This is a genomic window from Mesorhizobium sp. WSM4809 (genome assembly GCF_055811655.1).
Window position 1 is genome coordinate 233,503 of the sequence record NZ_JBVVQW010000005.1, and the last position, 21,419, is coordinate 254,921.

The 21,419-nt window shown below is 63.7% G+C and carries 19 protein-coding genes and 1 pseudogene; 9 read left to right on the forward strand and 11 right to left on the reverse strand.

The window, feature by feature from the left end; genetic code table 11:
- Positions 1-58: 58 nt before the first annotated feature.
- Entirely contained in the window at positions 59-1,024 is a 966-nt protein-coding gene (locus tag AC0L24_RS15080) for a cation diffusion facilitator family transporter (protein WP_127808360.1), read from the reverse strand.
- Positions 1,025-1,151: 127 nt separating this feature from the next.
- Positions 1,152-1,961: a transglutaminase-like domain-containing protein gene (locus AC0L24_RS15085; RefSeq protein WP_027040094.1), complete on the reverse strand. Its 810-nt coding sequence runs from the start codon at positions 1,959-1,961 to the stop codon at positions 1,152-1,154.
- A gap of 210 nt (positions 1,962-2,171) precedes the next feature.
- Here AC0L24_RS15085 and AC0L24_RS15090 point away from each other — a divergent pair, with 210 nt between their 5' ends.
- Both AC0L24_RS15090 and sugE read left to right on the forward strand, forming a co-directional pair.
- Complete coding sequence (locus AC0L24_RS15090; protein WP_013528464.1) at positions 2,172-2,297, forward strand: hypothetical protein; 126 nt, start codon at positions 2,172-2,174, stop codon at positions 2,295-2,297.
- Positions 2,298-2,503: 206 nt separating this feature from the next.
- Positions 2,504-2,818 carry a quaternary ammonium compound efflux SMR transporter SugE gene (gene sugE / locus AC0L24_RS15095; RefSeq protein ID WP_013528463.1) on the forward strand — a complete coding sequence of 105 codons (315 nt, stop codon included), beginning with the start codon at positions 2,504-2,506 and terminating at the stop codon, positions 2,816-2,818.
- 128 nt (positions 2,819-2,946) lie between these two features.
- Here the strand turns inward: sugE and AC0L24_RS15100 are convergent, their stop codons facing one another.
- On the reverse strand, positions 2,947-3,375 hold the full coding sequence (locus AC0L24_RS15100; protein WP_023761392.1) for a DUF6481 family protein: 429 nt from the start codon (positions 3,373-3,375) through the stop codon (positions 2,947-2,949).
- A 301-nt stretch (positions 3,376-3,676) separates the two neighbouring features.
- Here AC0L24_RS15100 and AC0L24_RS15105 point away from each other — a divergent pair, with 301 nt between their 5' ends.
- From AC0L24_RS15105 to AC0L24_RS15115, 3 genes are all read left to right on the forward strand, one after another.
- Complete coding sequence (locus AC0L24_RS15105; RefSeq protein WP_128364010.1) at positions 3,677-4,738, forward strand: LLM class flavin-dependent oxidoreductase; 1,062 nt, start codon at positions 3,677-3,679, stop codon at positions 4,736-4,738.
- Positions 4,739-4,991: 253 nt separating this feature from the next.
- Positions 4,992-6,161, forward strand: coding sequence for an AI-2E family transporter (locus tag AC0L24_RS15110; protein ID WP_473563915.1), 1,170 nt, complete (start codon positions 4,992-4,994; stop codon positions 6,159-6,161).
- A 68-nt stretch (positions 6,162-6,229) separates the two neighbouring features.
- Positions 6,230-7,231 carry an LLM class flavin-dependent oxidoreductase gene (locus tag AC0L24_RS15115; protein WP_292660866.1) on the forward strand — a complete coding sequence of 334 codons (1,002 nt, stop codon included), beginning with the start codon at positions 6,230-6,232 and terminating at the stop codon, positions 7,229-7,231.
- 32 nt (positions 7,232-7,263) lie between these two features.
- On the opposite strand, the gene AC0L24_RS15120 is transcribed toward AC0L24_RS15115, so the two are convergent.
- On the reverse strand, positions 7,264-8,283 hold the full coding sequence (locus AC0L24_RS15120; RefSeq protein WP_473563916.1) for a LacI family DNA-binding transcriptional regulator: 1,020 nt from the start codon (positions 8,281-8,283) through the stop codon (positions 7,264-7,266).
- Positions 8,284-8,503: 220 nt separating this feature from the next.
- On the opposite strand from AC0L24_RS15120, the gene AC0L24_RS15125 reads away from it, so the two are divergent.
- The 4 genes from AC0L24_RS15125 to AC0L24_RS15140 all read left to right on the forward strand — a co-directional run bounded on the left by AC0L24_RS15125 (position 8,504) and on the right by AC0L24_RS15140 (position 13,274).
- Positions 8,504-10,087, forward strand: a complete 1,584-nt coding sequence (locus AC0L24_RS15125) for a sugar ABC transporter ATP-binding protein (RefSeq protein WP_473563917.1) — start codon at positions 8,504-8,506, stop codon at positions 10,085-10,087.
- Positions 10,084-11,400 (forward strand): ABC transporter permease, encoded by a 1,317-nt coding sequence (locus AC0L24_RS15130; protein ID WP_127322601.1) that lies wholly within the window; start codon positions 10,084-10,086, stop codon positions 11,398-11,400. The genes AC0L24_RS15125 and AC0L24_RS15130 overlap by 4 nt, the downstream gene beginning before the upstream one ends.
- A complete protein-coding gene (locus AC0L24_RS15135) occupies positions 11,397-12,365 on the forward strand; it encodes a substrate-binding domain-containing protein (RefSeq protein WP_127411071.1) in 969 nt (322 codons plus the stop codon). The genes AC0L24_RS15130 and AC0L24_RS15135 overlap by 4 nt, the downstream gene beginning before the upstream one ends.
- Positions 12,366-12,521: 156 nt before the next feature.
- On the forward strand, positions 12,522-13,274 hold the full coding sequence (locus AC0L24_RS15140) for a DUF5131 family protein (RefSeq protein ID WP_473563918.1): 753 nt from the start codon (positions 12,522-12,524) through the stop codon (positions 13,272-13,274).
- Here AC0L24_RS15140 and AC0L24_RS15145 read toward each other — a convergent pair.
- From AC0L24_RS15145 to AC0L24_RS15175, 7 genes and pseudogenes are all read right to left on the reverse strand, one after another.
- Positions 13,271-14,121: pseudogene (locus tag AC0L24_RS15145) on the reverse strand (three-Cys-motif partner protein TcmP). The gene AC0L24_RS15140 and the pseudogene AC0L24_RS15145 overlap by 4 nt on opposite strands.
- Positions 14,122-14,237: 116 nt before the next feature.
- The gene (locus tag AC0L24_RS15150) at positions 14,238-14,699 is read right to left on the reverse strand and encodes a MarR family winged helix-turn-helix transcriptional regulator (RefSeq protein ID WP_023810741.1); all 462 of its coding nucleotides are present in this window, start codon (positions 14,697-14,699) and stop codon (positions 14,238-14,240) included.
- The gene (locus AC0L24_RS15155; RefSeq protein WP_292660879.1) at positions 14,696-15,280 is read right to left on the reverse strand and encodes an amino acid synthesis family protein; all 585 of its coding nucleotides are present in this window, start codon (positions 15,278-15,280) and stop codon (positions 14,696-14,698) included. Before AC0L24_RS15155 ends, AC0L24_RS15150 begins: the two co-directional genes overlap by 4 nt.
- Positions 15,273-16,157, reverse strand: a complete 885-nt coding sequence (locus tag AC0L24_RS15160) for a UPF0280 family protein (protein ID WP_473563919.1) — start codon at positions 16,155-16,157, stop codon at positions 15,273-15,275. The genes AC0L24_RS15155 and AC0L24_RS15160 overlap by 8 nt, the downstream gene beginning before the upstream one ends.
- Entirely contained in the window at positions 16,157-17,698 is a 1,542-nt protein-coding gene (locus tag AC0L24_RS15165; RefSeq protein ID WP_128364623.1) for a 6-hydroxynicotinate reductase, read from the reverse strand. Before AC0L24_RS15165 ends, AC0L24_RS15160 begins: the two co-directional genes overlap by 1 nt.
- Positions 17,695-20,529 carry a molybdopterin-dependent oxidoreductase gene (locus AC0L24_RS15170; protein ID WP_473563920.1) on the reverse strand — a complete coding sequence of 945 codons (2,835 nt, stop codon included), beginning with the start codon at positions 20,527-20,529 and terminating at the stop codon, positions 17,695-17,697. Before AC0L24_RS15170 ends, AC0L24_RS15165 begins: the two co-directional genes overlap by 4 nt.
- Positions 20,526-21,386, reverse strand: a complete 861-nt coding sequence (locus AC0L24_RS15175) for an FAD binding domain-containing protein (RefSeq protein ID WP_128287695.1) — start codon at positions 21,384-21,386, stop codon at positions 20,526-20,528. Before AC0L24_RS15175 ends, AC0L24_RS15170 begins: the two co-directional genes overlap by 4 nt.
- Positions 21,387-21,419: the final 33 nt, after the last annotated feature.

The window sequence follows — 21,419 nt, forward strand, 5'->3', positions numbered from 1 at the left end:
CGTTCCTCCAAAGTCCCTTCAATCTAGCGGGGCAAGGCCGTGAGGCAATGGCGCAGCGCTAGTCCAGAGCCGGATCGGATGCGGTCTCGATCAGCTTGCGCCGCTGCTCCCAGGTGCCTGTCGTCTGTGGCTTGACGAACAGCCGCGTGATCTCCGGCATTTCCTTCTTCAGCTGCGCCTCCAGGCGCTCGACGCAAGCTTCGATCTCGGGCGCAGTCAAATGGTCCTCGAACTCGATGCTCAAGCCGGCGACGATCTCTGTCGGCCCCATATGGACGGTCAGGACGCCGTTCGCCCGCTGCACCGCCGGATCCTGCTGGGCGATCGCCAGCACCTTCATCTGCACCTCGGGCGATGCCGGCTCGCCGATCAGCAGGCCCTTGCTTTCGCGGGCCAGGAAGATCGCCGTCGCGCCCAGGATCAGCCCAATGCCGATCGAGGCGGCGCCGTCGAGTTCCGGCATCTCCAGAACTTCCGCCGCCAGGATGCCGGCGAACGCGACGATCAGGCCGAGAAGTGCTGCACTGTCCTCGAACAGCACGGTGTAGACGCTCGGATCCTTGCTCGACTGCACCGCCCGCAGCCAGCCCTGCTTGCCCTTCTGCTGGCGGAACTCCTTCAGCGCCACCCACCACGAACTGCCTTCGAACAGGAAGGAAAGGCCGAGCACGACGTAGGTCACCTCGGCGTTGGCGACCGGCTCCGGCGCCATCATATGGATCACGCCTTCGTAGAACGACACGCCGGCGCCCAGCGCGAAGACGAGGAGCGCGACGATGAAGCTCCAGAAGTAGAGTTCGCGGCCATGACCGAGCGGATGCGTGCGATCGGCCGGGCGGGCGGCGCGGTGCATGCCGTAGAGCAGCAGGCCGCCATTGCCGGTATCGACCAGCGAATGCACGCCCTCCGACAGCATCGCCGAACTGCCGGTGAAGAGGGCGGCGGCGAACTTGGTCAGCGCGATGGCGAAATTGCCGGCGAGCGCCGCGTAGATCACCTTTTTTGAGCCGCCGTGCCCGGCCATGGCATTTGTTCCCATTCAAGGCGCAGTCTAGCGGCCAGGCCGCTAAAGCTCCACAGGCATCACACCGCGCGAATGTCGGGTCGTCCAAGCCAGCGGTCATGAGAGATCGGCCTATGGAAAACGGCGACTACTCGACGATCTCGCTGGTCCACACCTTGAAGCCGGCAAGCGTTCCCGGGCCGAATATATGGGTCAGCGGCACGTCGGCGGCGTCGCGGCCGGAGGCGATCAGGATGCGGCCGATGCGCGGTGCATTGTTGCGCGGGTCGAAGACATGCCAGCGGCCGCCGAGATAGACTTCCATCCAGGCGCAGAAATCCATGCTCGCCCATGGTTTCGGCATACCGATGTCGCTGATGTAGCCGGTGCAGTAGCGCGTTGGGATGTTGAGCGCCCGGCAGAAGGTGACGGCGAGATGCGCGTAGTCTCGGCACACGCCGCTCTGTTCACGATACGCTTCCGCGGCGGTGCGTGTCGGCCGAGCATTGCCGTAGTTGAAGACGATGTGGTTGTGGACGAAGTCGCAGACCGCCTGCACGCGCGGAATGCCCAGCGGCGTGTTGCCGAACAGCCGCCACGCTTCATCAGCCAGAAGGTCGCTTTCGCAAAAACGGCTGGGCAGCAGGAACAGCAGCGTGTCCGCCGGCAGGTCGCGAACCTCGTGCTGCCAGGCCATCAGATCGCCCATCTCGAACGTGCCGGGATCGCGGATCACCGCGTCGGTGCCGAAGGTGAAACGCCCGGGCGGCGCGACGAACCGGTTGCACCAATTGCCGAAACTGTCGCGATAGCTTTCGATCGGCACCGGCGGGTTGGAAATCAGGAAATCCGGCCGCTCGAGGTCGGAGGCACGCGAATAATGCACATTCAGCATCGCGATGAGCGGCGTTTCCTGCGGAAAGTCGAAGCTCATCTCGCAGCCGATGTGGATTCGCATTGTCGTCCTGACGGCCTGCCTGACGATCACCCGGCGAAGCTCGGGTCGATGCTGCAGTGCGAAAATGACCATCGCACGGACCGTCATGGTTTACGAGCAAATTAGAAACCGGTTGAAAGCGAGCCGGCGACGCCGGCAACGGTCGCTAACCCCTTGCGGTCGGGCGGTTCTCTTGTTTCACTTGGCGTCCCACATCAGGAGGAACGAATCATGGCTAAAGGTGCGATGAAGGCAGGCAAGGAAGCCCGCAAGCCGAAGAAGGACGCCAAGAAGCCCGCTCCGGCTCCCGCGCTGAAGGCGCCGCCGGTCAAGGCGATGAAGCTCAAGGACAAGTAGGTCCGGCGATCCACTTCGCAATAAGGGTTACGGCCGGCGACACTGTTGCCGGCCGCTGTTGATCGAGCGCTCGAAATTCCTATATTGGCATGGCGGGGACGACCTCGCGCTTCCCCAAAATCCGGACGGGACGACCCGCCATTGTTTGACTGATCGTCGGACGCCGAAATCACCTTCCGGTCCGATGCTCTGATGGAGCGTTGTCGATGTCGTGGATTCTTCTCTTTTTCGCCGGCCTATTCGAGATCGGCTGGGCAATCGGCCTCAAATACACAGATGGCTTCTCGAAGCTGGTGCCGACCGTGCTGACCGTTGCCTCGATGGTCGTCAGCCTCACTCTGCTCGGCCTGGCGCTGAAGGCGCTGCCCGTTGGCACCGCCTATGCGGTGTGGACCGGCATCGGCACCGTCGGTACGGCACTGCTCGGCATCTGGCTGCTCGGCGAACCAGCCACCGCGATCAGGCTGGCCTGCATCGCGCTCATCGTCTGCGGCATCATGGGGCTGAAGTTCGCCGCCTGACGGTCTTTTGGTTTGCGCATGTCGTCCTCTCAGAACCGGGACCAATATTTGGGCGACGGACTAACACCTTCAGGGCCGCTGTGAGGCGACCCTGATTGTCGAAGCTGGCTGCTTCGGTAATCCTGAGGCTAGCGGGCGGAGAAGCCCGGCGGCGTCCTGCCGGTGCGCTGCTTGCGTGCCGCATAACGCGCGTCACGCTTGGCCTTGCGTTCGGCTTCGTCGGCCAGAAAACGGGCGATGCGCTCGTTCTCTTCGGATTCCCGAATCTTGGCCTCAGCCTGTGCAGCTTCCTCGGCGGCGATACGTGCCGCTTCGGCTGCTGCCTCGCGCTCGGCCTTCTCGACCGCTTCGCGTGCCAGCTTCTCCTGCTTCAGCCGAGCCTTTTCAGCCTCGCGGATTTCGCGGGCCGCAAGGATCGCCTTGCGTTCAGCCTGCCGTGCCAGCACAGCAGGATCATCCGCCGCCGGCTTTGCCTTGAAGCGCTCGAGGAGCGCCTTCTTTGCCTCGTTTGCGGCATTGCGCCGCTCGAAAACGTCTTTTTCCCTGTAGATAGCCAAGTCCACTTCCCTGAAGTCAATTCGCGACGCTTACATACGCGCGAAAACCGAGAGTTCAAGCGCCAAAACGGCATGGCAGCCATGAAATTGTCGGCTGTTGCACTCGGGAGACGCCTTTGGAGCAATTTCAGGGAAAGTGTGAAACGGTTTTCCCGGGAAAAGCGCGCAGCGCTTTCCCTTGGGAATTGCGACGAAGAGATTGAACCGAAAACGACATGCACTGTTCACCGTCGCGCCTCTGGCGGCGAGGTTGGCGGATGGCTACGTCTAGCGGCAAATTCCAACACCAGGATGACATTAGATGGAACTCGGTCTCTACACCTTCGCCGACGTCAGCCCGCAGCCGGGCCCCGGCGCCATCGGCCCGCATGAGCGGCTGCGCAACCTGATCGAGGAGGTCGAGTTGGCCGATCAGGTCGGCCTCGACGTCTTCGGCCTCGGCGAGCATCACCGGCCCGACTATGCCGCCTCCGCACCGGTCGTGGCCCTGGCCGCGGCCGCCGAGCGCTCGAAGCGCATCAAGCTGACCAGTGCCGTCACCGTTCTGTCTTCCGATGACCCGGTGCGCGTTTTTCAGCAGTTCGCCACGCTCGACCTTCTGTCGGGCGGCCGCGCCGAGATCATGGCCGGGCGCGGCTCGTTCATCGAATCCTTCCCGCTGTTCGGTTACAACCTCGAGGACTATGACGAACTGTTCGCCGAAAAGCTCGATCTGCTGCTTGCCATCCGCGACAGCGTGAAGGTTACCTGGTCCGGCAATCTGCGCGCGCCGATCAACGATCGCGGCGTTTATCCCCGGCCCTTCCAGGACAGGCTACCGGTCTGGATCGCCATTGGCGGCACGCCGCAGTCTGCCGCCCGCGCGGGTGCGCTCGGCCTGCCGCTGGCGCTCGCCATCATCGGCGGCGAGCCGGCGCGCTTCGCGCCGCTGTTCGATCTCTATCGCGAAGCCGCCAAGCGCGCCGGCAGCGACCCGAGGGGCCTTGCCACCAGCATCAACGTGCACGGCTTCATCGCCGAGACGACCGAGCAGGCGGCCGACGATTTTTACGGCCCGCAGGCGGAGGTGATGAACCGCATCGGCCGCGAGCGCGGCTGGGGTCCGACGTCGCGGGCGCATTTCGACCAGTCGCGCGGCCCGAACGGCGCGTTGTTCGTCGGCGGTCCCGAGCAAGTGGCCGAGAAGATCGTCGCCCAGCACAAGGTCTTCGGCAATGACCGATTCCTGCTGCAAATGGCGATCGGCACCATGCCGCATGCCAAGATCATGAAGGCGATCGAACTCTACGGCACCAGGGTGGCGCCGATCGTGCGCAAGGAAACAGCCAGGGCTGCCACAGCCGTCACCGCGCCGGCAGCCTGACGGAAATGTCGGCTGCTGGCTGCTACCCTTGTGAAGGACCGGATTTTTCGCCCTCGTCGCCACGACATTCGGAAGAAAGCCAAATCTTTCTTCCAACGCCGTGAGTGCAGGCCTGGATGCTGCGGCGCCCTCTGATTTCCGGACCCGTGCAAACGGGCCTCATTCCGGAAGCCGGCTCATGGAACCTGCGCCCATAACTCTGCGTTCATGCAGGCAATAGCCGACCGCCGAGGGCGCCGGCTCGAGGGTGAGCATGAAAACCGAACCCGCTGCCTTGGGCCACGCCATCGCCGACGAATCGGATTCGCGCGTTGCGGCCCGCGCCGACACGCATCTGATGCGCTCGCTGCTCGTCGGCATTTTCCTGTTCATGGCCATCTATGCGCTCTACTTCGCTCGCGCTTTCTTCATGCCGGTCATTCTGGCTTTCCTGCTGGCGCTGACGCTGACGCCGATCGTTAGGCTCCTGCGCAGGCACGGCATCTCCGAAGTGATTTCGGCGACCCTTCTGGTGCTGTTGTCGATCTGCATCTTTGCCAGCGTAGGCTACCTCCTCAGCGGACCGATCATCGACCTCATCAACAACACCTCTTCGATAGGCCAGCAACTTGCCGAGCGGCTGGCGCAATTGCGCCGCCCGCTCGAGAAGATCATGCAGATTTCGCATCAGATCGAACAACTGACCCAGACGTCGCAGGAGCCGGGCATCCAGAGGGTGGCGATGGCGCAGTCCGGCATCCTGTCGGCGGCCGCCAGCAACATCCTGTCGGCCGGAACAGGCCTGACCATCATCTTCGTGATGTCGCTGTTCCTGCTCGCCTCCGGGACGATGTTCTATGAAAAGATCATCCAGTCCTTCGCCAGCCTCAGCGAAAAGAAACGGGCGCTGCGCGTCGTCTATGACGTCGAGCGCGAAATCTCGCACTATCTGCTCACCGTCACCATCATCAATGCCGGCCTTGGCACAGTCATCGCTCTCGGTCTGTGGGCGCTCGGCATGCCCAATCCGCTGGTCTGGGGAGCCGCCGCGGCGCTGCTCAACTTCTTGCCCTATGTCGGAGCGCTGATCACCATCGTGCTTGTCACGGTCATGGCGTTGATCAGCTTCGATACCATCTTCTACGCGCTTCTGGCGCCGGCCTTCGTGATCTTGTGCGACATCGTCGAAGGCCAGTTCGTGACGCCGATGGTGGTCGGCCGGCGCCTGGAGATCAACGCCGTGGCAATCTTGATCGCCATCGCCTTCTGGTCATGGCTGTGGGGCTTCGTTGGCGCCCTGATGGCGGTGCCGCTGCTGGTCGTCATCAAGGTATTCTGCGATCATTTCGACGGGCTCAGCCATGTCGGCAATTTTCTCGCCGCGCAGCACGCGGTTGTCGTCGAGGTGGACGACATCGCCGACCCCGAAGCTATCAAAGGCTGATCAATATTTTTGAATTTGCGGCGCCGCCGGATGCTTCCTACATGCGGTCCTGACACAGGATCCCATCCATGACCGCTCTTTCCGTTCTCGACCTGTCGCCGATCGTCGAAGGCAGCGATGCCTCGCAGTCGCTGGCCAACTCGCTCGATCTTGCCCGCCATGCCGAGCGCCTGGGCTACAAGCGTTTCTGGCTGGCAGAGCATCACAACATGCCGGGTATCGCCAGCGCTGCAACCGCCGTCGTCATTGCCCATGTCGCCGGCGGAACCAAGACCATTCGTGTCGGCGCCGGCGGCATCATGCTGCCCAACCATTCGCCGCTGGTGATTGCCGAGCAGTTCGGCACGCTGGCCGCCTTGCATCCGGGCCGCATCGATCTCGGCATCGGCCGGGCGCCCGGCACCGACATGGGCACCGCCCGTGCCTTGCGCCGCAATCTCGAGGCCGGGGTCGACAATTTCCCTCAGGATGTCGTCGAGCTGATGGGCTATTTCCAGCCGGCCGAGGAAGGCCAGCGAATTCGCGCCGTGCCCGGCGAAGGCCAGAACGTGCCGGTCTGGATCCTCGGCTCCAGCCTCTACGGCGCGCAGCTCGCCGCCATGCTCGGCCTGCCCTACGCCTTCGCTTCGCATTTCGCGCCGGCGGAGCTGGATCACGCGCTGGATGTCTACCGCTCGCGCTTCCAGCCGTCCGAGCAGCTCGACAAGCCGCATGTCATGCTTGGCCTCAATGTCTTCGCCGCGCCCACCGATGCGGAGGCCCGTTTGTTGTTCACCTCGCTGCAACAGGCTTTCGTCAATCTGCGCACCGGTCGGGCCGGCCGGCTGCCGCCGCCTGTCGAGAACTATGACCGCGATCTCGATCCGATGGCAAAGACAATGCTCGGCCAGGCGTTGTCCTGCGCCGTCGTCGGCTCCCCGGAAACGGTGCGGCAAGGCCTCGATGCCTTCGTGCGCCGCACCGGTGCCGACGAGCTGATGGTCACCGCGCAGATGTTTGATCATGCGGCGCGGGTGCGGTCGTTCGAGATCCTGGCCGACGCGCACAAATCCCTGTCGCAGGCGGCCTGACAGGCCCTGCTACGACTTACGCCGGGGGAAGGCTACGCGTTCACGCTCTGCGCAATCGCGCCGAGCGGACGGCATGAATTGCGGATCATCAGCCGGCCCTTGAGCAAAAGCTTGCGCGGCGGCGCGTCCCTGTTGCCGGCGAGACGATCGAGAAGCAGATTGGCCGCCTGTTCGCCGATCGCCTGCACGGGCTGGGCCACCGTGGTCAACTGCGGCTGGAACACGTCGGACCATGGAAAGTCGTCGAAGCAGGCGACCGAAATATCTTCCGGGCAGGACAGGCCGATGTCGCGGATCGCCTTCATGGTGCCGATCACCATCGGATTGTTCGCTGAGAAGATCGCGCTTGGACGATCATGCGAGGAAAGCATCTGCATGGTTTCGTTATAGCCGTCGATCTCGTGGAAATTGCCGAAGCGGATCAGCTCCTCGGCGATCGGCAGGCCGGCGGCGTGAAGCGCCTCGCGATATCCCGCCATGCGGTCATGCATCGGCGAGATGTCCGAGGTGCCGGTGATGTAACCGATGCGCCGGTGGCCGAGATTGATCAGATAGGTGATGGCGTCGAACACCGCGCGCTGGTTGTCCAGCACCACGGCATCGGTGTCGATGCCTTTGCAGATACGATCGAGCAGCACGACCGGCACGTTGGCGTCGTCGACGATCCGCTTGAGGATCGCGCCGTCGCCGACGCGCGCCACGATCAGCCCGTCGACCATGCGGTCGAGCAGCAGCCTGATCTGGTCGTCCTGGGTGTTCAAATCCTCGTCCGTGCAGCACAGCATGACGGCATAGCCGGCCCGGTCGAAGGCCTGCTGGATGACCGAGACGACATCGGTGAAGAACGGGTTGGTGATGTGCGGCACGGTCAGTCCGATGGTGCGGGTCGTGCCCATCTTCAGGCTGCGGGCGATCGCGTTGCGCTTGTAGCCGATATCGCGGATTGCCTGCTCGATGCGCTGGCTAAGCTCCGGGCTGACCGTCGCCGTGCCATTGATCAGCGCCGAAACGGTGGCGACAGAAACACGCGCCGCTTCAGCCACATGAAGCATGGTGGGCGCGGTGGATTTGCGGTGTCTTTTTTGCCCTGACGCTGTCATTTTCGAAACGTTTCGCCACCCTTGCTGGCCAATACGTACGGAATCCTGTCCTTTTTAGCAAGAATCGAATTGCACCAAACGTCCGGCACCTTATATCGGCTTGACATGATCGAAACGTTTAGATTAGCGTTTGCGGGAAGTTGACGACGACGGAAGGGAGGCCGCCATTGTCATGCAAGAGAGCAATTGCCTGTCCCCGGAGCACGGTGCGGCCGATCGGTCGCACATCGTTCTGAGTGCCGAGCGCATTTCCAAGAGCTTCGGCGGCATCGCCGCGCTTGTCGATGTCGGCCTTGAGCTGCGTCGCGGCGAGGTTCATGCCTTGATGGGCGAGAACGGCGCCGGCAAGTCGACGCTGATGAAAATCCTCTCCGGCGTCTATACCGGTTATGACGGCACGGTGAGCGTCGATGGCCGCCCCGTCAGCTTCGCCGGCGTGCGCGACGCCGAGGATGCCGGCATCGCCATCATTCATCAGGAACTCAACCTGGTGCCCGAGCTCAGCGTCGCCGACAACATCTTCCTCGGCCGCGAGAAGCTGATCGCCGGGCTGATCGTCGACCGCAAGGCGAGCAGCCGCGCGGCAGGTGCTTTGTTGCAGCGGCTCGGCATCGAACTCGATCCGCAAGCCCGCGTCGGCGCCCTGCGTGTCGGCGAGCAGCAACTGGTCGAGATCGCCAAGGCTCTGTCGATGTCGGCACGCATCCTGATCATGGACGAGCCGACCTCGGCGCTTTCGCCGGCCGAATGCCAGCGGCTGTTCCGCATCATCCGCCAGCTTGCCGACAGCGGCGTCGCCATCGTCTACATCTCGCACCGCATCGACGAGGTCATGCATCTGGCCGGCCGCGTCACCGTGTTTCGCGACGGCCGCCATGTGCTGACCGAGCCGATGGCCAGGCTCGACGAAGATACGATCATTTCGGCGATGGTCGGCCGCAACCTGCTCGCTTCCTCCGAGGAAGAGCGCAACACCAGCGGCATGACCGTGCTTTCGGTCGAAAACCTGTCGCTGTCGAAGCCCGATGCGCATGGTTGGCGCACGGTGATCGACGGCGTCGGCTTCGATCTTGCCGCCGGAGAAATCCTCGGCATTGGCGGGCTGCTGGGTTCGGGTCGCACCGAGATCCTGGAAGCGATCTTCGGCTCGAGCGATGGCCGCACCGGCGGCGAAATCCGTATCGACGGCCATCCCGTGGATATCCGCTCGCCCCGCGATGCAAGGCGGCTGGGCATTGCGCTGGTGACCGAGGACCGCAAGACGCAAGGCCTGCATCTTCAGGCTTCGATCGCGGACAATGTCGCGCTGCCGCTGGTCGGCTCGCTGGCCCGCTTCGGCATCCGTTCGCTGGCCGGCGAGCAGGGGCTGGCGCGGCAGGCGGTCAAGGCCCTCGGCATCCGCTGCCGGGACATCGACCAGCCCGCCGGGACGCTGTCGGGCGGCAACCAGCAGAAAGTTGTCATCGGCAAATGGCTGGCGACGAAGCCGAGGGTGCTGTTGCTCGACGAGCCGACGCGCGGCATCGATGTCGGCGCCAAACGCGAGATCTACGACCTGATCTTCAAGCTGGCGCGCGACGGCCTCGCCATCGCCGTCATCAGCTCCGAACTGCCGGAGCTGCTGCACCTCTCCGACCGCATCCTGGTGATGGCCGATGGCCGCCAGACAGGCATTCTTTCCCGCGACGCGGCCAGTGAGGAGGCCATCATGCGCCTCGCCGCCCCGCGCCGGACCATATCGAGACCAGCCGAATGACCGTTTTGAAACTCCTGTCCCGGACCAAGCTCTATTGGGGCCTGATCGCCATCTTCCTGATCGGTGTCCTGGGCTCGCCGATGAGCTCGAAGGGCAACAACATCTTCCTCTCCTACGGCAATCTGCTCGATGTGCTGCGCCAGGTGTCGACCACCGGCCTGATCGCCACTGGCATGACGGCTGTCATCATCACCGGCGGCATCGATCTCTCCGTCGGCTCGCTGATGGCCATCTGCTCGGTGGTCTGCGCCATGCTGCTGACGGTTCCAGGCGTGACGCCGGGCGTCGTGCTGGGCGTGCCAACCGTCGCCCTGGTGGCGCTTTGCCTCGGTTTCGTCGTCACCCGTTTCATTTTCCAGAACCTGGCAAAATCCCGTGCCGGCGCCGACCTCCTCCGTGAGATCAAGCTGGACGGGATTCGCGGCCTGGTCACGCCCGCCGTCGTCGGCGTGGTCCTGTGCTGCCTGTCGCTGTGGTTTCTGCTGCCGCAGATCGAGCCGAAATTCGGTGTGCTCGGCGTGCTGCTGGTGGCGCCGTGCGTTGGTTTGCTGTTCGGCGCGCTCAACGGCTTCATCATCGTTGCCGGGCGCCTGCAGCCCTTCATCGTCACCCTGGCGATGATGGTGACGGCGCTCGGCATCGCACGGCTGACCGCCGGCCAGAACAATGCGGTGCTGCCGGTCTATACCGGCTCCAACGCGACCGCCGATTTCGAGATACTGCGCTCGCTGGTGTTCGGCATCATCCCGATGCCGGGCCTGTTCTTCCTCGGCGCCATCCTGATCTATGGCGCGGTGCTGCGCTTCACGCCGTTCGGCCGTTACGTCTACGCCATCGGCGGCAACGAGGAGGCGGCGCGCCTCTCCGGCATCGCCGCCGGCCGCGTCAAGATCGCCACCTATGCTGTCTCCGGGCTGCTCGCCGGCATCGCCGCCGTGCTCTATGTCGCACAATACCGGCAAGGCAAGCCGGATGCCGGCGCCGGGCTGGAGCTCGACGCCATCGCCGCAGTCGTCATTGGTGGCACCAGCCTGATGGGCGGGCGCGGCAGCCTCACCGGCACGTTCTGCGGCGTGCTGATCTTCGGTCTGCTCTCCAACATCCTGCAGCTCCACAACATCAATTCGAACCTTCAGCTGGTGCTGAAGGGGATGATCATCATCGGCACTGTGCTTGTGCAGGAGCGCAATGCCGGTGATCTCCTGGCCTATCTGCGCCTGCCCGGCGGGCAATCGGCGCACAAGGAAACGGCCGCGGCAAAGCGGCCGTCGCAAGAGACACCGTCTCTCAATCTCGGAGGAAACAAAAAATGAAACGACGTGACATGCTGAAGCTTGCTGCCGTGACCGCGGCACTGCTGACCACCACCGCGCTTCTGACCACCGGCAATGCCTTCGCCCAGGACAAGAAGTGGAAGATCGGCTTCTCGCAGGTGACGACCATCGAGCCCTGGCGCGCGCAGTTCAACAAGGACATTCTGGCCGAAGCCGCCAAGCATCCCGAGGTCGAACTGATCATCACCGACGGCGAGGACAAGACCGAAAAGCAGGTCGCCGATGTCGAGAACCTGATCCGCCAGGAGGTCGATGCGCTATTGGTGTCACCGAAGGAATCGGCCGGCCTGACCGGCGTCGTGCAGCAGGCGATCGACGCCAAGATCCCGGTCTTCGTGCTCGACCGCAATGTCGACACCAAGGACTACACGCAGTTCGTCGGCGGGGACAACGCGCTGATCGGTCGCGCGGCCGGCGAATATGCCGTCGAACTGCTTGGCGGCAAGGGCAAGGCTGCAGGCAATGTCGTCGAGATCTGGGGCGGCATGGGCACCCAGCCGGCGCATGACCGCCATGACGGCTTCCACGAATTCACCGACAAGGAGCCGGGCATCAAATATCTGCTCGACCAGCAATCGGGCGACTGGAAGCAGGACCAGGCCTACAATCTGATGGCCAACGCGCTGAAGAGCAACGAGAAGATCGATCTCGTTTACGGCCACAACGACCCGATGGCCTATGGTGCCTATCTCGCCGCCAAGGATGTCGGCCGCGAAAAGGACATCAAGTTCATCGGCATTGACGGCCTGCCCAACGAAGGCGTGCAGATGGTCAACAAGGGCGAGCTGACGGCGACCTTCACCTATGTCACTCCCGGTGCCGAAGGCCTGCGCCAGGCGATCAAGTTCCTCAACGGCGAGAAGGTCGAAAAGACCATCACTCTGCCGACCGAGAAGATCACCAAGGAAAACGCCGCCCAGGTGCTGAAGGACAACGGCCTCTGAATGCTATTGCCGGAGAAGGTAGCTCCGGTGTTTAGAATTCGGCCATAGCTCTCCCGCTCTTTGGTGGGCTATGGCCGGAACCTCTTCACCCGTCGAACTCGATAACGGAAGCTTCATCACCTTGAATTAACCATCAACGTGAAGGAGAATCTTCCTATGGCTGAGACTTCGATCGAATGGACCGACGCGACGTGGAACCCGGTGGCCGGCTGCACGATCCTGACCGCCGGTTGTACGAACTGCTACGCGATGCGCATGGCGGCACGACTAGATGCCATGGGCATGAACAAGTACCAGGGCTTAACACGGAAGACGGGTGGCCGGGCGAAGTGGACCGGCAAAATCATCACCGATCCGAAATCGCTGTCGATCCCCGCAACTTGGTCAAAACCACGCCGCGTCTTCGTGAACTCGATGTCCGATCTCTTTCATGTCGATGTGCCAGCCGATTTCATTCGGCAGGTATGGGCTGTGATGGAAGAGACGCCACGGCATACTTATCAGATTCTAACGAAGCGCCCGGAAGTCATGGCCAAGGTTCTGACGCGTGGCGACTTTCCCGTTCTGCCGAATGTCTGGCTCGGGACCAGCGTTGAAGACCATCGAGTGCTGGGCAGACTCGATGACCTTCGCCGAGTGCCAGCAGCAATCCGGTTCGTTTCTCTAGAGCCGTTGATTGGATCTGTGGCCGGTGCCAATCTCACCGGTATTCAATGGGCAATCGTTGGCGGTGAAAGCGGGCCAGGGGCACGGGATATGAATCCTCACTGGGTCGACGAGATCGAAACGATGTGCCGACGCGCGGGCACGGCATTCTTCTTCAAGCAGTGGGGAGGCAATAATAAGAAAGCCGCCGGTCGTATGCTCAATGGTCGTATCTACGATGAGATGCCGTCAGCTACCGCCTAGAAAAGGTTGCCCTGTCTTTGGTTGTTGGCAGCGACCTTCCAAAACGCCAGAGCGAGTTCATGCTTGGCGGCTAGCAGAAGCCAATATAGCGGCTGGTTGCCGGGTCCGGTTACTAGCTTGGGTTCGGGGGAGGGCCATACGCCGAGTCGTCCAACAAGTTCCGACCAATAACGCAAAATTGCCTGGCGTGTTGCCTTGGCGTTTCCCGCTTTGATGGCGTCACGCCAGCCAGGAATGAAGGCATCGAACACCGTCGAGTCGCCCGACGAGTATTTGTCGAGGTTCCGCTGCAGGTCCATTTGGCTGACATGTACAAGCATGTCGACGTACCGAAGGTCTGACAGCGTCCTGATCATCTCGAAGTTGAGCGTCTCCAGGTTGTAAGGATCCAGGTATGCGAAATTCAAGCTATGAGGGTTCACAACGCCGACGACCGTCTTGATGGTGGCAACAGCATTACCCGTGAAAGCCACGACCGGAGCGTTCAGCGCTTGTAGCCGTTTCTTGCAAGCCTCAACCCGCCCGGGTTCGATATCTCCGATATATACCGCAGAGAATGCGTTCTGCTGTCCGCACTCTTCTTCCAGGCAGCAACCACACCGCCATCAATGAACTCATTGGTGCCGCGAATCCTGCATCTGCCCGGTCCACAGAACGGATCAATCAGAGTTGCTCCAGCCTTTCCGTGATCGAGCCATTTTGATCGGACGCCACGGCTGATGTCGACATAACGACATAGATACTCGTGCTTAGTTTTGGCCCAGGCGCCGACCTCCTCTACGGGCGATCCGTCGTCGCCTTGAACAAGCTGCCCCACAAACGCCCCCGTTTTGATCGATCCAATCATCTTTGGTGTCAATCGACAAGCAACGAGCTAACCGCATTCGCCTGAGGCGAACTCTTCTCCGACAGCTATATTACATAAGGCCTTGCTAGTCGGCCCATTCTCGCGGCAGCGCCGCTCTAAGCCAGCTTCACCAGCAGCTTCATGAAGGTGGCGATCTCCTTGGCGGAGAGCGGTGCCAGCGTCTCCTGGGTGATCTCGCGCGCCAGCGGGATCAGGCGCTCGATGGCATCACGGCCTGCCGCGGTCAGATTGACCAGCAGCCGTCTCTTGTCGACCTCGTGCCTGGAAAGCTCGACCAGGCCGCGCGCCTTCAGCCGGTCGATGACGCCCTTGACCGTCGCTGCATCCATCGCGATCAGCGTGCCGAGCTGGTTCTGCGAGGTCTCGCCGACGTCACGCAGCTTGGCCAACGCCGCGAACTGCGGCGGCGTCAGATCGCCGATATGCGCGGCAAAGATCGCCACATGGCGCTGATGCGCCTTGCGCAGGATGAAGCCGACCTGCTCCTGCAGGAGGTAATCCTGGTCGTCCGGCGCCTCGACCTCGACCAGCTTGAGCAGATTGTCCTCGCCGCTCACCGCAAGCCATCCCAGGCTTTGATGTCATCGGCCGCGAGACCACCCATGCGATCGTGGATGCGCGGGCCACAGGTCATGGCGAGGCAGAACAGGATCTCCTCGGGGCGCGGACCATCGCTGATGCCGACTTCCATGGCGTCGAAATGGCTGCGCACATAGGCGGCGTTGATGTGGCCGAGCGGTACATCGAGCTTTGAACCGAACGCGCCGACCTTCTTGGCCGACGGCACGATCGCCTTGGCGTCGCCGAGCCGTTCGCGCATGGCGTAGCCGCCGGGCACATGCCACAGCGCACCGTGCTCCAACTCGCCCGCCGTGCCGACAATGGCGCCCTTGCCGTAGCCGTCGATCTGCTTGACGTCGCCGCCGAGCGCCGCGATCAGCCGGTCGGCGAGCAACAGGCCGAGCGGCTTCAGATCGTCCATGGCGCTCTGCAAGTCTTCGACATAGCGCCCGGCGAACGGGTTTTTCACCAGGGCCATCGCGGCGGCGCGGCGGCGCGGCACCTGGGCCACCGGCCCGCCCTCGTGAAAAATCTCTTCGGTCAGCACCGCGATTTTGCGGATCGAAAACTCAGGCATGGGCAACTTCCTCCCTCGAACTTTTGTTGGGCGCGGCAAGCGCAACCGAGCCACTGATGCGGGCCTCACCGCCAAGAAACAGCGCCGATCCGGCAATCAGGCCGCGCCGGCGAAAATCTTCGGCGACGGCAAGGCCATTGTCCAGCGCCCGCGCCACTTCGCCAAGGGCAAGCGTGCCGACACCATGTGTCACCAGGCGCGCGCCGAGATCGCTGTCGGGCGACAATTCATGTGCGGGAATGCGCTTGATGGCGGGATTGCCGGGCAGGTCCACCGCGTTGGCAATGAGGGTCGCCGCCGCATCTGCCTCGGCGCCGGTCCGCGCGAGCACGGTGACGGCGTCGGCAATGCCAAGCGAGAAGGAGCGGCCGCGCCAGCCGCTGGTGGCAACGCCACGAACGCCATCTTCCGCGCGGATCGTGATCCGGTCCGCCATGCCGTTGCCGGTGCCGGCGACCGCCAATCCCATCGACTGTCCCCTGCCGATATGGATTGCGCAGTCGCCGCCATTGTTGACATAGGCGCGATCGAGCTTGCGGCCGGCAAGCAATGCGGCGAGCATTTCGTCGGCTACCGATCCCGCGACGGCGGCCATCGGTGTTATGAAGCATTCCGCCAGGGGCATGACGGCTGCTTCCATGCGGCGCGCCGTCGGGCCGGCGAAGGTGCGCGGCGCCAGGAAAAACGCCGGCAGTCGCAATTCGGGGAGCTCCTCGACCAGCTCCATCAGGATCGTCTGGAACCGCGCTATGGCCTGTTCATAGGCTTGGCGGCATTCATCCGTCGCACCAAAAACCTCGACGATCAGGTCGATCGGCCCGTGGTTGAGATGCAGCCGCTTGCCGTCCTGCAGCCAGTTGGCTTGCGGGCCTTGCATCACCCGGCCTCGTTCGAGCCGGCACGGCGCAGCTGCGCGAGTGGCGGCCATGGATTGGTGGCTTCGGCGCCTGTGCCGCGGCGCGGATTCAGGTACTCACCGCCTTTTGCGACAATATCCTCGACGCTGCGGATCTCGGCCTCGTACCCGCCAAGCCTGACATAGTCGTCGCGGCGCAGCGTGAATTCGATAGGCGCCACCAGCGCCGGCGTCGGCACATAGCCGAAGGCACCCTCAGGCACTCTGGTGACATCGACCATCAGCGTGATGCCGCCGCCTGGCCAGACATAGACCGGCGCGCCGCCGACCGTGACATAGGTGGTCAGGCCCTGAACCGAGCGGGTGAGATTGACCGGGTTTTCGGTGACGCCGGCCCGCAGCGAGCCGCCGGCGCCGCCGATGAACAGCACTGTGCACAAAGCCGGCTCGCAATTGTCCTCGATCAGCCCGACCGACTTCTGCAGCCGTTCGGGGAAAGGTTTTTGCACCGGTTTCAGCTCGTCGTCGAGTTCGTAATAGGCGAACTGTTCCCCGGTGGTCGACACCATCAGCAGCGACAGCCCCGGCCGCGCGCCTTTCTTGGCGTTCCATTCGCCGAGAATCGACAGCGGGTCTGAAATACTGGTGCCGCCCCAGCCAAGCCCGGGTTCGGAGACCTTGAAATAGCGGCCCGGCGTCGAACGGCGGCCGATTATTTTTATACCTGTATCCTGCCAGCCCAGCACCTTGCCGGCCTGGTGCTCGGAAACGACGCCGGTGATGTGGTCGTCGACCACCACCACCTCGTCGACAAGGCCGCGCCATTGCGTGGCGAACATGCCGATGGTGGCCGAGCCGCAGCCGACGCGCATTCGGTGTTCCTGCTTGCCGTCGATGACAGGTGCTTTGCCGGCTTCGACTATGATGGTGGCGCCGCCGTCGATGGCCAGTTCCACCGGCTTGCGGTTGCACAGATTGAGCAGCGCGTCACAGGTGGCGCGTCCCTCGGCCTTGGAGCCGCCGGTCAGATGGTGCACACCGCCCAGCGACAGCATCTGCGAGCCATACTCGCCCGTCGTGACATGGCCGATCGCTTCGCCGGCTGCGCGGACTATTGCCGTCTCGGGACCGAGGTGACGGTCGGTATCGATCTTCACCTTGACGCCGCAATAGGAGAAGATGCCCTCGGTGACGACGGTGACGAGATCGACGCCTTCGACCTCCTGGCTGACGATGAAAGGGGCCGGCTTGTAGTCGGGATAGGTGGTGCCGGCGCCTATTGCGGTGACGAAGCGGCGGCCGGTGTTGACCAGTTCGCCGTCCCAGGCCTCGCCCACGGCGACGAACGGCACGATCGCCGCGCCGGTCTCGGCCGCATGATCGAGGATGGTCAGCGGATCCATCCGCACGATCCTGCCGCCGACATTTCCGTAGCGGTCGCAGGCGCCGGTGCGCCCATCCGCGATATAGCACATCACCGGACAGGCATCGCAGCGGATCTTCTCCGCCACCAGCTTCTCGCCGGGATCATGGGTTTCGAAGCGCTCGGCAAGCTCGCTCATCGGCGTGCCTCCTTTTCGCGGATACCATCTTTCTCGCGGATGCCAGCGCGGATACGCGTCGGCGTCGCCGGAACTTTGGTGACCAGCACACCGGTGGCGTGGCGGATGGCGTTGAGGATCGCCGGCGCCGTCGGGATCAGCACGTGCTCGCCCAAACCCTTGGCGCCAAAGGGTCCTTCCGGATCCGGAACTTCTATCAGGATGGTCTCGATCGGTGGCACGTCGCCAATGGTCGGGATGAGATAATCGTGCAAATTCTCGGTGCGGCCGGGGATATACTCTTCCATCAGCGCCATGCCGATGCCTTGCGCAATGCCGCCTTCGATCTGGCCCTCGGCCAGCAGCGGGTTGATCGCCTTGCCGACATCATGCGCGGCGGTGATTTTCAGCAGCTTCACCGTGCCGAGCTTGAGGTCGACCTCCAATTCGGCGATCTGCGCGCCATAGCCGTAGACGGCGTAGGGTTTGCCCTGGCCCTTGGCGTCGAGGGGCAGCGTCGGCGGGTCGTAGGTCTCCTCGGCGCGAAAGACGAAGCCTTCGGCATCCACGTCCAATGTGGTGAGATCGATGCGGCGGGTGGCTTCTCCCTCGCGGATGACGATCGCCGAACCGTCCAGTTGCAGAGCGGCTTTTTCCGAAACATTGGCGAAGCGCAGGATCTTTTCGCGCAAGGCGCGGCCAGCCTTTTCGGCCGCCTTGCCGGTGACGAAGGTCTGGCGCGAGGCCGAGGTCTTGCCGGCGTCGGGGGTGATGGCTGTATCGGCGCTCTTCAACTGGAATTTCTCAAGCGGCAGGCCGAGCGCGTCGGCGCATATCTGGGCGATGACCGTGTTCGAACCCTGGCCGATATCGACAGCGCCCTGGTGCAGGATGACCGTGCCGTCAGCCGCGATGCCGACCCGGATGGTCGACGGGTTGGGCAGCGAGGTGTTGCCGCAGCCATACCAGCAGGACGCGACGCCAACGCCGCGCTTTCTATCCCTGCTGGCACGGTTGAACGCATCCGCATCGGCCGTTGCGCGCACCCAGTGCGGCTGCAGCGATTCGAGGCATTCGGCAATGCCGACGCCGGACTCCAGAAGCTGCCCGGTAACCGTTTCGGATCCGTTACGAAGGCAGTTCTTCAAGCGAAAATCGAGCCGGTCCATGCCGAGCTTGCCGGCTAGCTCGTCATACAGCGTCTCCTGCATGATCGTCGCTTGCGGCACGCCGAAGCCGCGGAAGGCGCCGGAGATCGGCCCATGCGTGTGGATGGCGCGGCCTTCGGCGCGGTAATTCGGCGTCGCGTAGGGTCCGGAGGCGTGCACCGGCACGCGGTTGGCCACGGTAGGGCCCCAGCTTGCATAGGCGCCGGTGTTGAAGTCACCTTCGAAGATCATGCCGGTGACAAGGCCATCGGCATCGGCGCCGATGGTCGCTCTCATCTCGGCCGGATGGCGCTTGGTGGTCGAAATCATCGATTCGGTGCGGGTGTAGGCAAGTGCCGCCGGCCGCCCCGTCTTCATCGCCACCAGGCCGATCAGCGGCTGCAGCGAAACGTCGAGCTTGGACCCGAAACCGCCGCCGGTCGCGGTCGGCACGATGCGCACCTTGTCGACGGCTAGGCCGAGCACCTTCGCCGTCTCGTCGCGGTCCATATAGGGCGCCTGGGTGCAGGCGACGACGACCAGCGTGTCGCCGTCCAGATAGGCATAGCCGGCTTCCGGTTCGATATAGGCGTGCTCGACATAGGAGGTGTCAATGGCGCCGGACACGGTGAACGCAGCGCCGGCAAGCGCCGTCTCGGGGTCGCCTCGCTCGACCAGGCCGGAGGTGAGCAGGTTCGCCGGCCGACTTTCATGGATCAGCGCAGCACCCTCAGCCTGCGCCTCGGCAGGTTGCAGAAAATGCGGCAGTTCGCTCCAGCGGACAGGAAAATCCGACAAATCGAGATCGAGCATCGCCTCGCGCTCGCCGGCGATCAGCGCCACAGCCTCACCGCGAAGGCGGGCAAACCCTTCCGCCAGCGCCGGCTGGTCGGCGAACGGGCCTATGACGCCGAAACAGTTTTCCCCGGGAATGTCGGCGGCTGTGAAGACACCGGCGATGCCAGGGTGCTCTTTCGCCCAGCCGTCCAGATCGCCGAAGGCGAAGCCGGCGTGATAATGCGGCGAGCGGACCACCAGCACGGCCAGCGCATCGGCGGGGAAGGAATCGCCGCCGAATTTCTCAGCCCCGGTGACCTTCGGCACGCCATCGAGCCGGACGGGCGAGGAGCCGATCGCATGGCCTGATCGAGGCAAGCGGAAATCGAGGCTTGCGCCCTGCAGGGACGCATCCATCACCGCCGCGATGATCTTCCGGTAGCCGGTGCAGCGGCAGAGAATACCGCCCAGCGCATCCTGCACCTCGGCCTCGGTCGGGCTTGGCTGTTTGTCCAGCAACGCCGTTGCCGCGACCAGCAGCGCCGGCGTGCAGATGCCGCACTGCGCCGCGCCATGGGCAAGGAACGAGGCCTGCAGCGCCGACAGCCGGCCATTGGCGAGGCCTTCGACGGATGTTACCGCCGTCCCGGCGGCGGAAGCCGCCGACATCAGGCAGGCGCAGACCGGATCGCCGTCGACCAGCACCGTACAGGCGCCGCAGTCGCCGGCGTCGCAGCCGACCTTCGTGCCGGTCAACAGCAATTCATCGCGCAGCACCAGGGACAGGCGGCGCAGGGGCGGCACATTGACCGAGATGGCGGCGCCGTTGACCTCGAAGGCGATATCGGCGCGCAAAGCGCCGAAGCCTGGCTGGGCCCTGCCCGGATCGGGCAGGGCTTCACGCGCGTCAGGCTGAATTTGGCTCATGCCGCCACCTCTTCGCCAGTCGTAAGCCCCATAGCCGCGAGCACCGTGCGGGCAACAATCTCGCGCACCGCATCGAGCCGGTATTCGGCGCTGCCGCGCACATCGGCGATCGGCGACAGTTCTGCCATCGGCGCGGCCAGGACCGCGTCGGCGAGTCCGCCGTCCACCGGCAGACCGTGCAGCGCGGCTTCGACGCCGGCCAGCCGCTTGGCCACCACCGAACAGGAGCCGGCGGCGACCGCCGCTTGCCGGACAAGGCCATCCTGGACGACCAGACGCGCCGCCACCATGGCGATGGAAATGACGAGATAACGGCGCGCGCCGAGCTTGACGAAAGCCGACATGCCCGCAGCGGCGGTTCTCGGCACGCGGATCGCCGTAACCATCTCACCGGGCAGCAGAGCCGTGTGGCGATTGCCGAGAATGAAGTCCTGCAGCGGCAGGTGCCGCGTCGCGGCAACTGAGCGCAGCTCGACCTCCGCGTCGAGGACGAGCAGGGCCGGCACGCCGTCTGCGGCAGGCGATGCGTTGCAGAGATTGCCGGCGACCGAGGCGACGTTCTGGATCTGCACCGAGCCAACCTCACGCGCCGCCTGTTTCAGCGCATCGAAGGCCGGCGGCAAGGGATGGCGGACGATGTCGGTCCAGGTCGTGCGCGCGCCGATGACGAAATGATCGCTCGTCTCGGCAATGCCGCGCAGCGAAGCCAGGCCGTTAACGTCGAGAACATTGTCGCGAAAGGGTTTGCTGCCCTGTGCCGGATAAAAATCGGTGCCGCCGGCAAGGATGCGCCAGGCGCCCTCGCCAAGCAAAGCGAGCGCTTCGTCGACCGAGGTGGGTTTCGCGTAACGGATCACGCTTTGCCTTCCAGAAAGGAATTTTCCGAATCC

Coding starts and splice junctions, on each gene's coding strand:
- AC0L24_RS15090 (WP_013528464.1), top strand. CDS start 2,172: ATGGCTAAAGGTGCGATGAAGGCAGGCAAGGAAGCCCGCAAGCCGAAG.
- AC0L24_RS15140 (WP_473563918.1), top strand. CDS start 12,522: ATGGCTGAGACTTCGATCGAATGGACCGACGCGACGTGGAACCCGGTG.
- AC0L24_RS15080 (WP_127808360.1), bottom strand. CDS start 1,024: ATGGCCGGGCACGGCGGCTCAAAAAAGGTGATCTACGCGGCGCTCGCC.
- AC0L24_RS15135 (WP_127411071.1), top strand. CDS start 11,397: ATGAAACGACGTGACATGCTGAAGCTTGCTGCCGTGACCGCGGCACTG.
- AC0L24_RS15085 (WP_027040094.1), bottom strand. CDS start 1,961: ATGCGAATCCACATCGGCTGCGAGATGAGCTTCGACTTTCCGCAGGAA.
- AC0L24_RS15170 (WP_473563920.1), bottom strand. CDS start 20,529: ATGAGCCAAATTCAGCCTGACGCGCGTGAAGCCCTGCCCGATCCGGGC.
- AC0L24_RS15160 (WP_473563919.1), bottom strand. CDS start 16,157: ATGCAAGGCCCGCAAGCCAACTGGCTGCAGGACGGCAAGCGGCTGCAT.
- AC0L24_RS15130 (WP_127322601.1), top strand. CDS start 10,084: ATGACCGTTTTGAAACTCCTGTCCCGGACCAAGCTCTATTGGGGCCTG.
- AC0L24_RS15120 (WP_473563916.1), bottom strand. CDS start 8,283: ATGCTTCATGTGGCTGAAGCGGCGCGTGTTTCTGTCGCCACCGTTTCG.
- AC0L24_RS15125 (WP_473563917.1), top strand. CDS start 8,504: ATGCAAGAGAGCAATTGCCTGTCCCCGGAGCACGGTGCGGCCGATCGG.
- sugE (WP_013528463.1), top strand. CDS start 2,504: ATGTCGTGGATTCTTCTCTTTTTCGCCGGCCTATTCGAGATCGGCTGG.
- AC0L24_RS15155 (WP_292660879.1), bottom strand. CDS start 15,280: ATGCCTGAGTTTTCGATCCGCAAAATCGCGGTGCTGACCGAAGAGATT.
- AC0L24_RS15105 (WP_128364010.1), top strand. CDS start 3,677: ATGGAACTCGGTCTCTACACCTTCGCCGACGTCAGCCCGCAGCCGGGC.
- AC0L24_RS15110 (WP_473563915.1), top strand. CDS start 4,992: ATGAAAACCGAACCCGCTGCCTTGGGCCACGCCATCGCCGACGAATCG.
- AC0L24_RS15165 (WP_128364623.1), bottom strand. CDS start 17,698: ATGAGCGAGCTTGCCGAGCGCTTCGAAACCCATGATCCCGGCGAGAAG.
- AC0L24_RS15115 (WP_292660866.1), top strand. CDS start 6,230: ATGACCGCTCTTTCCGTTCTCGACCTGTCGCCGATCGTCGAAGGCAGC.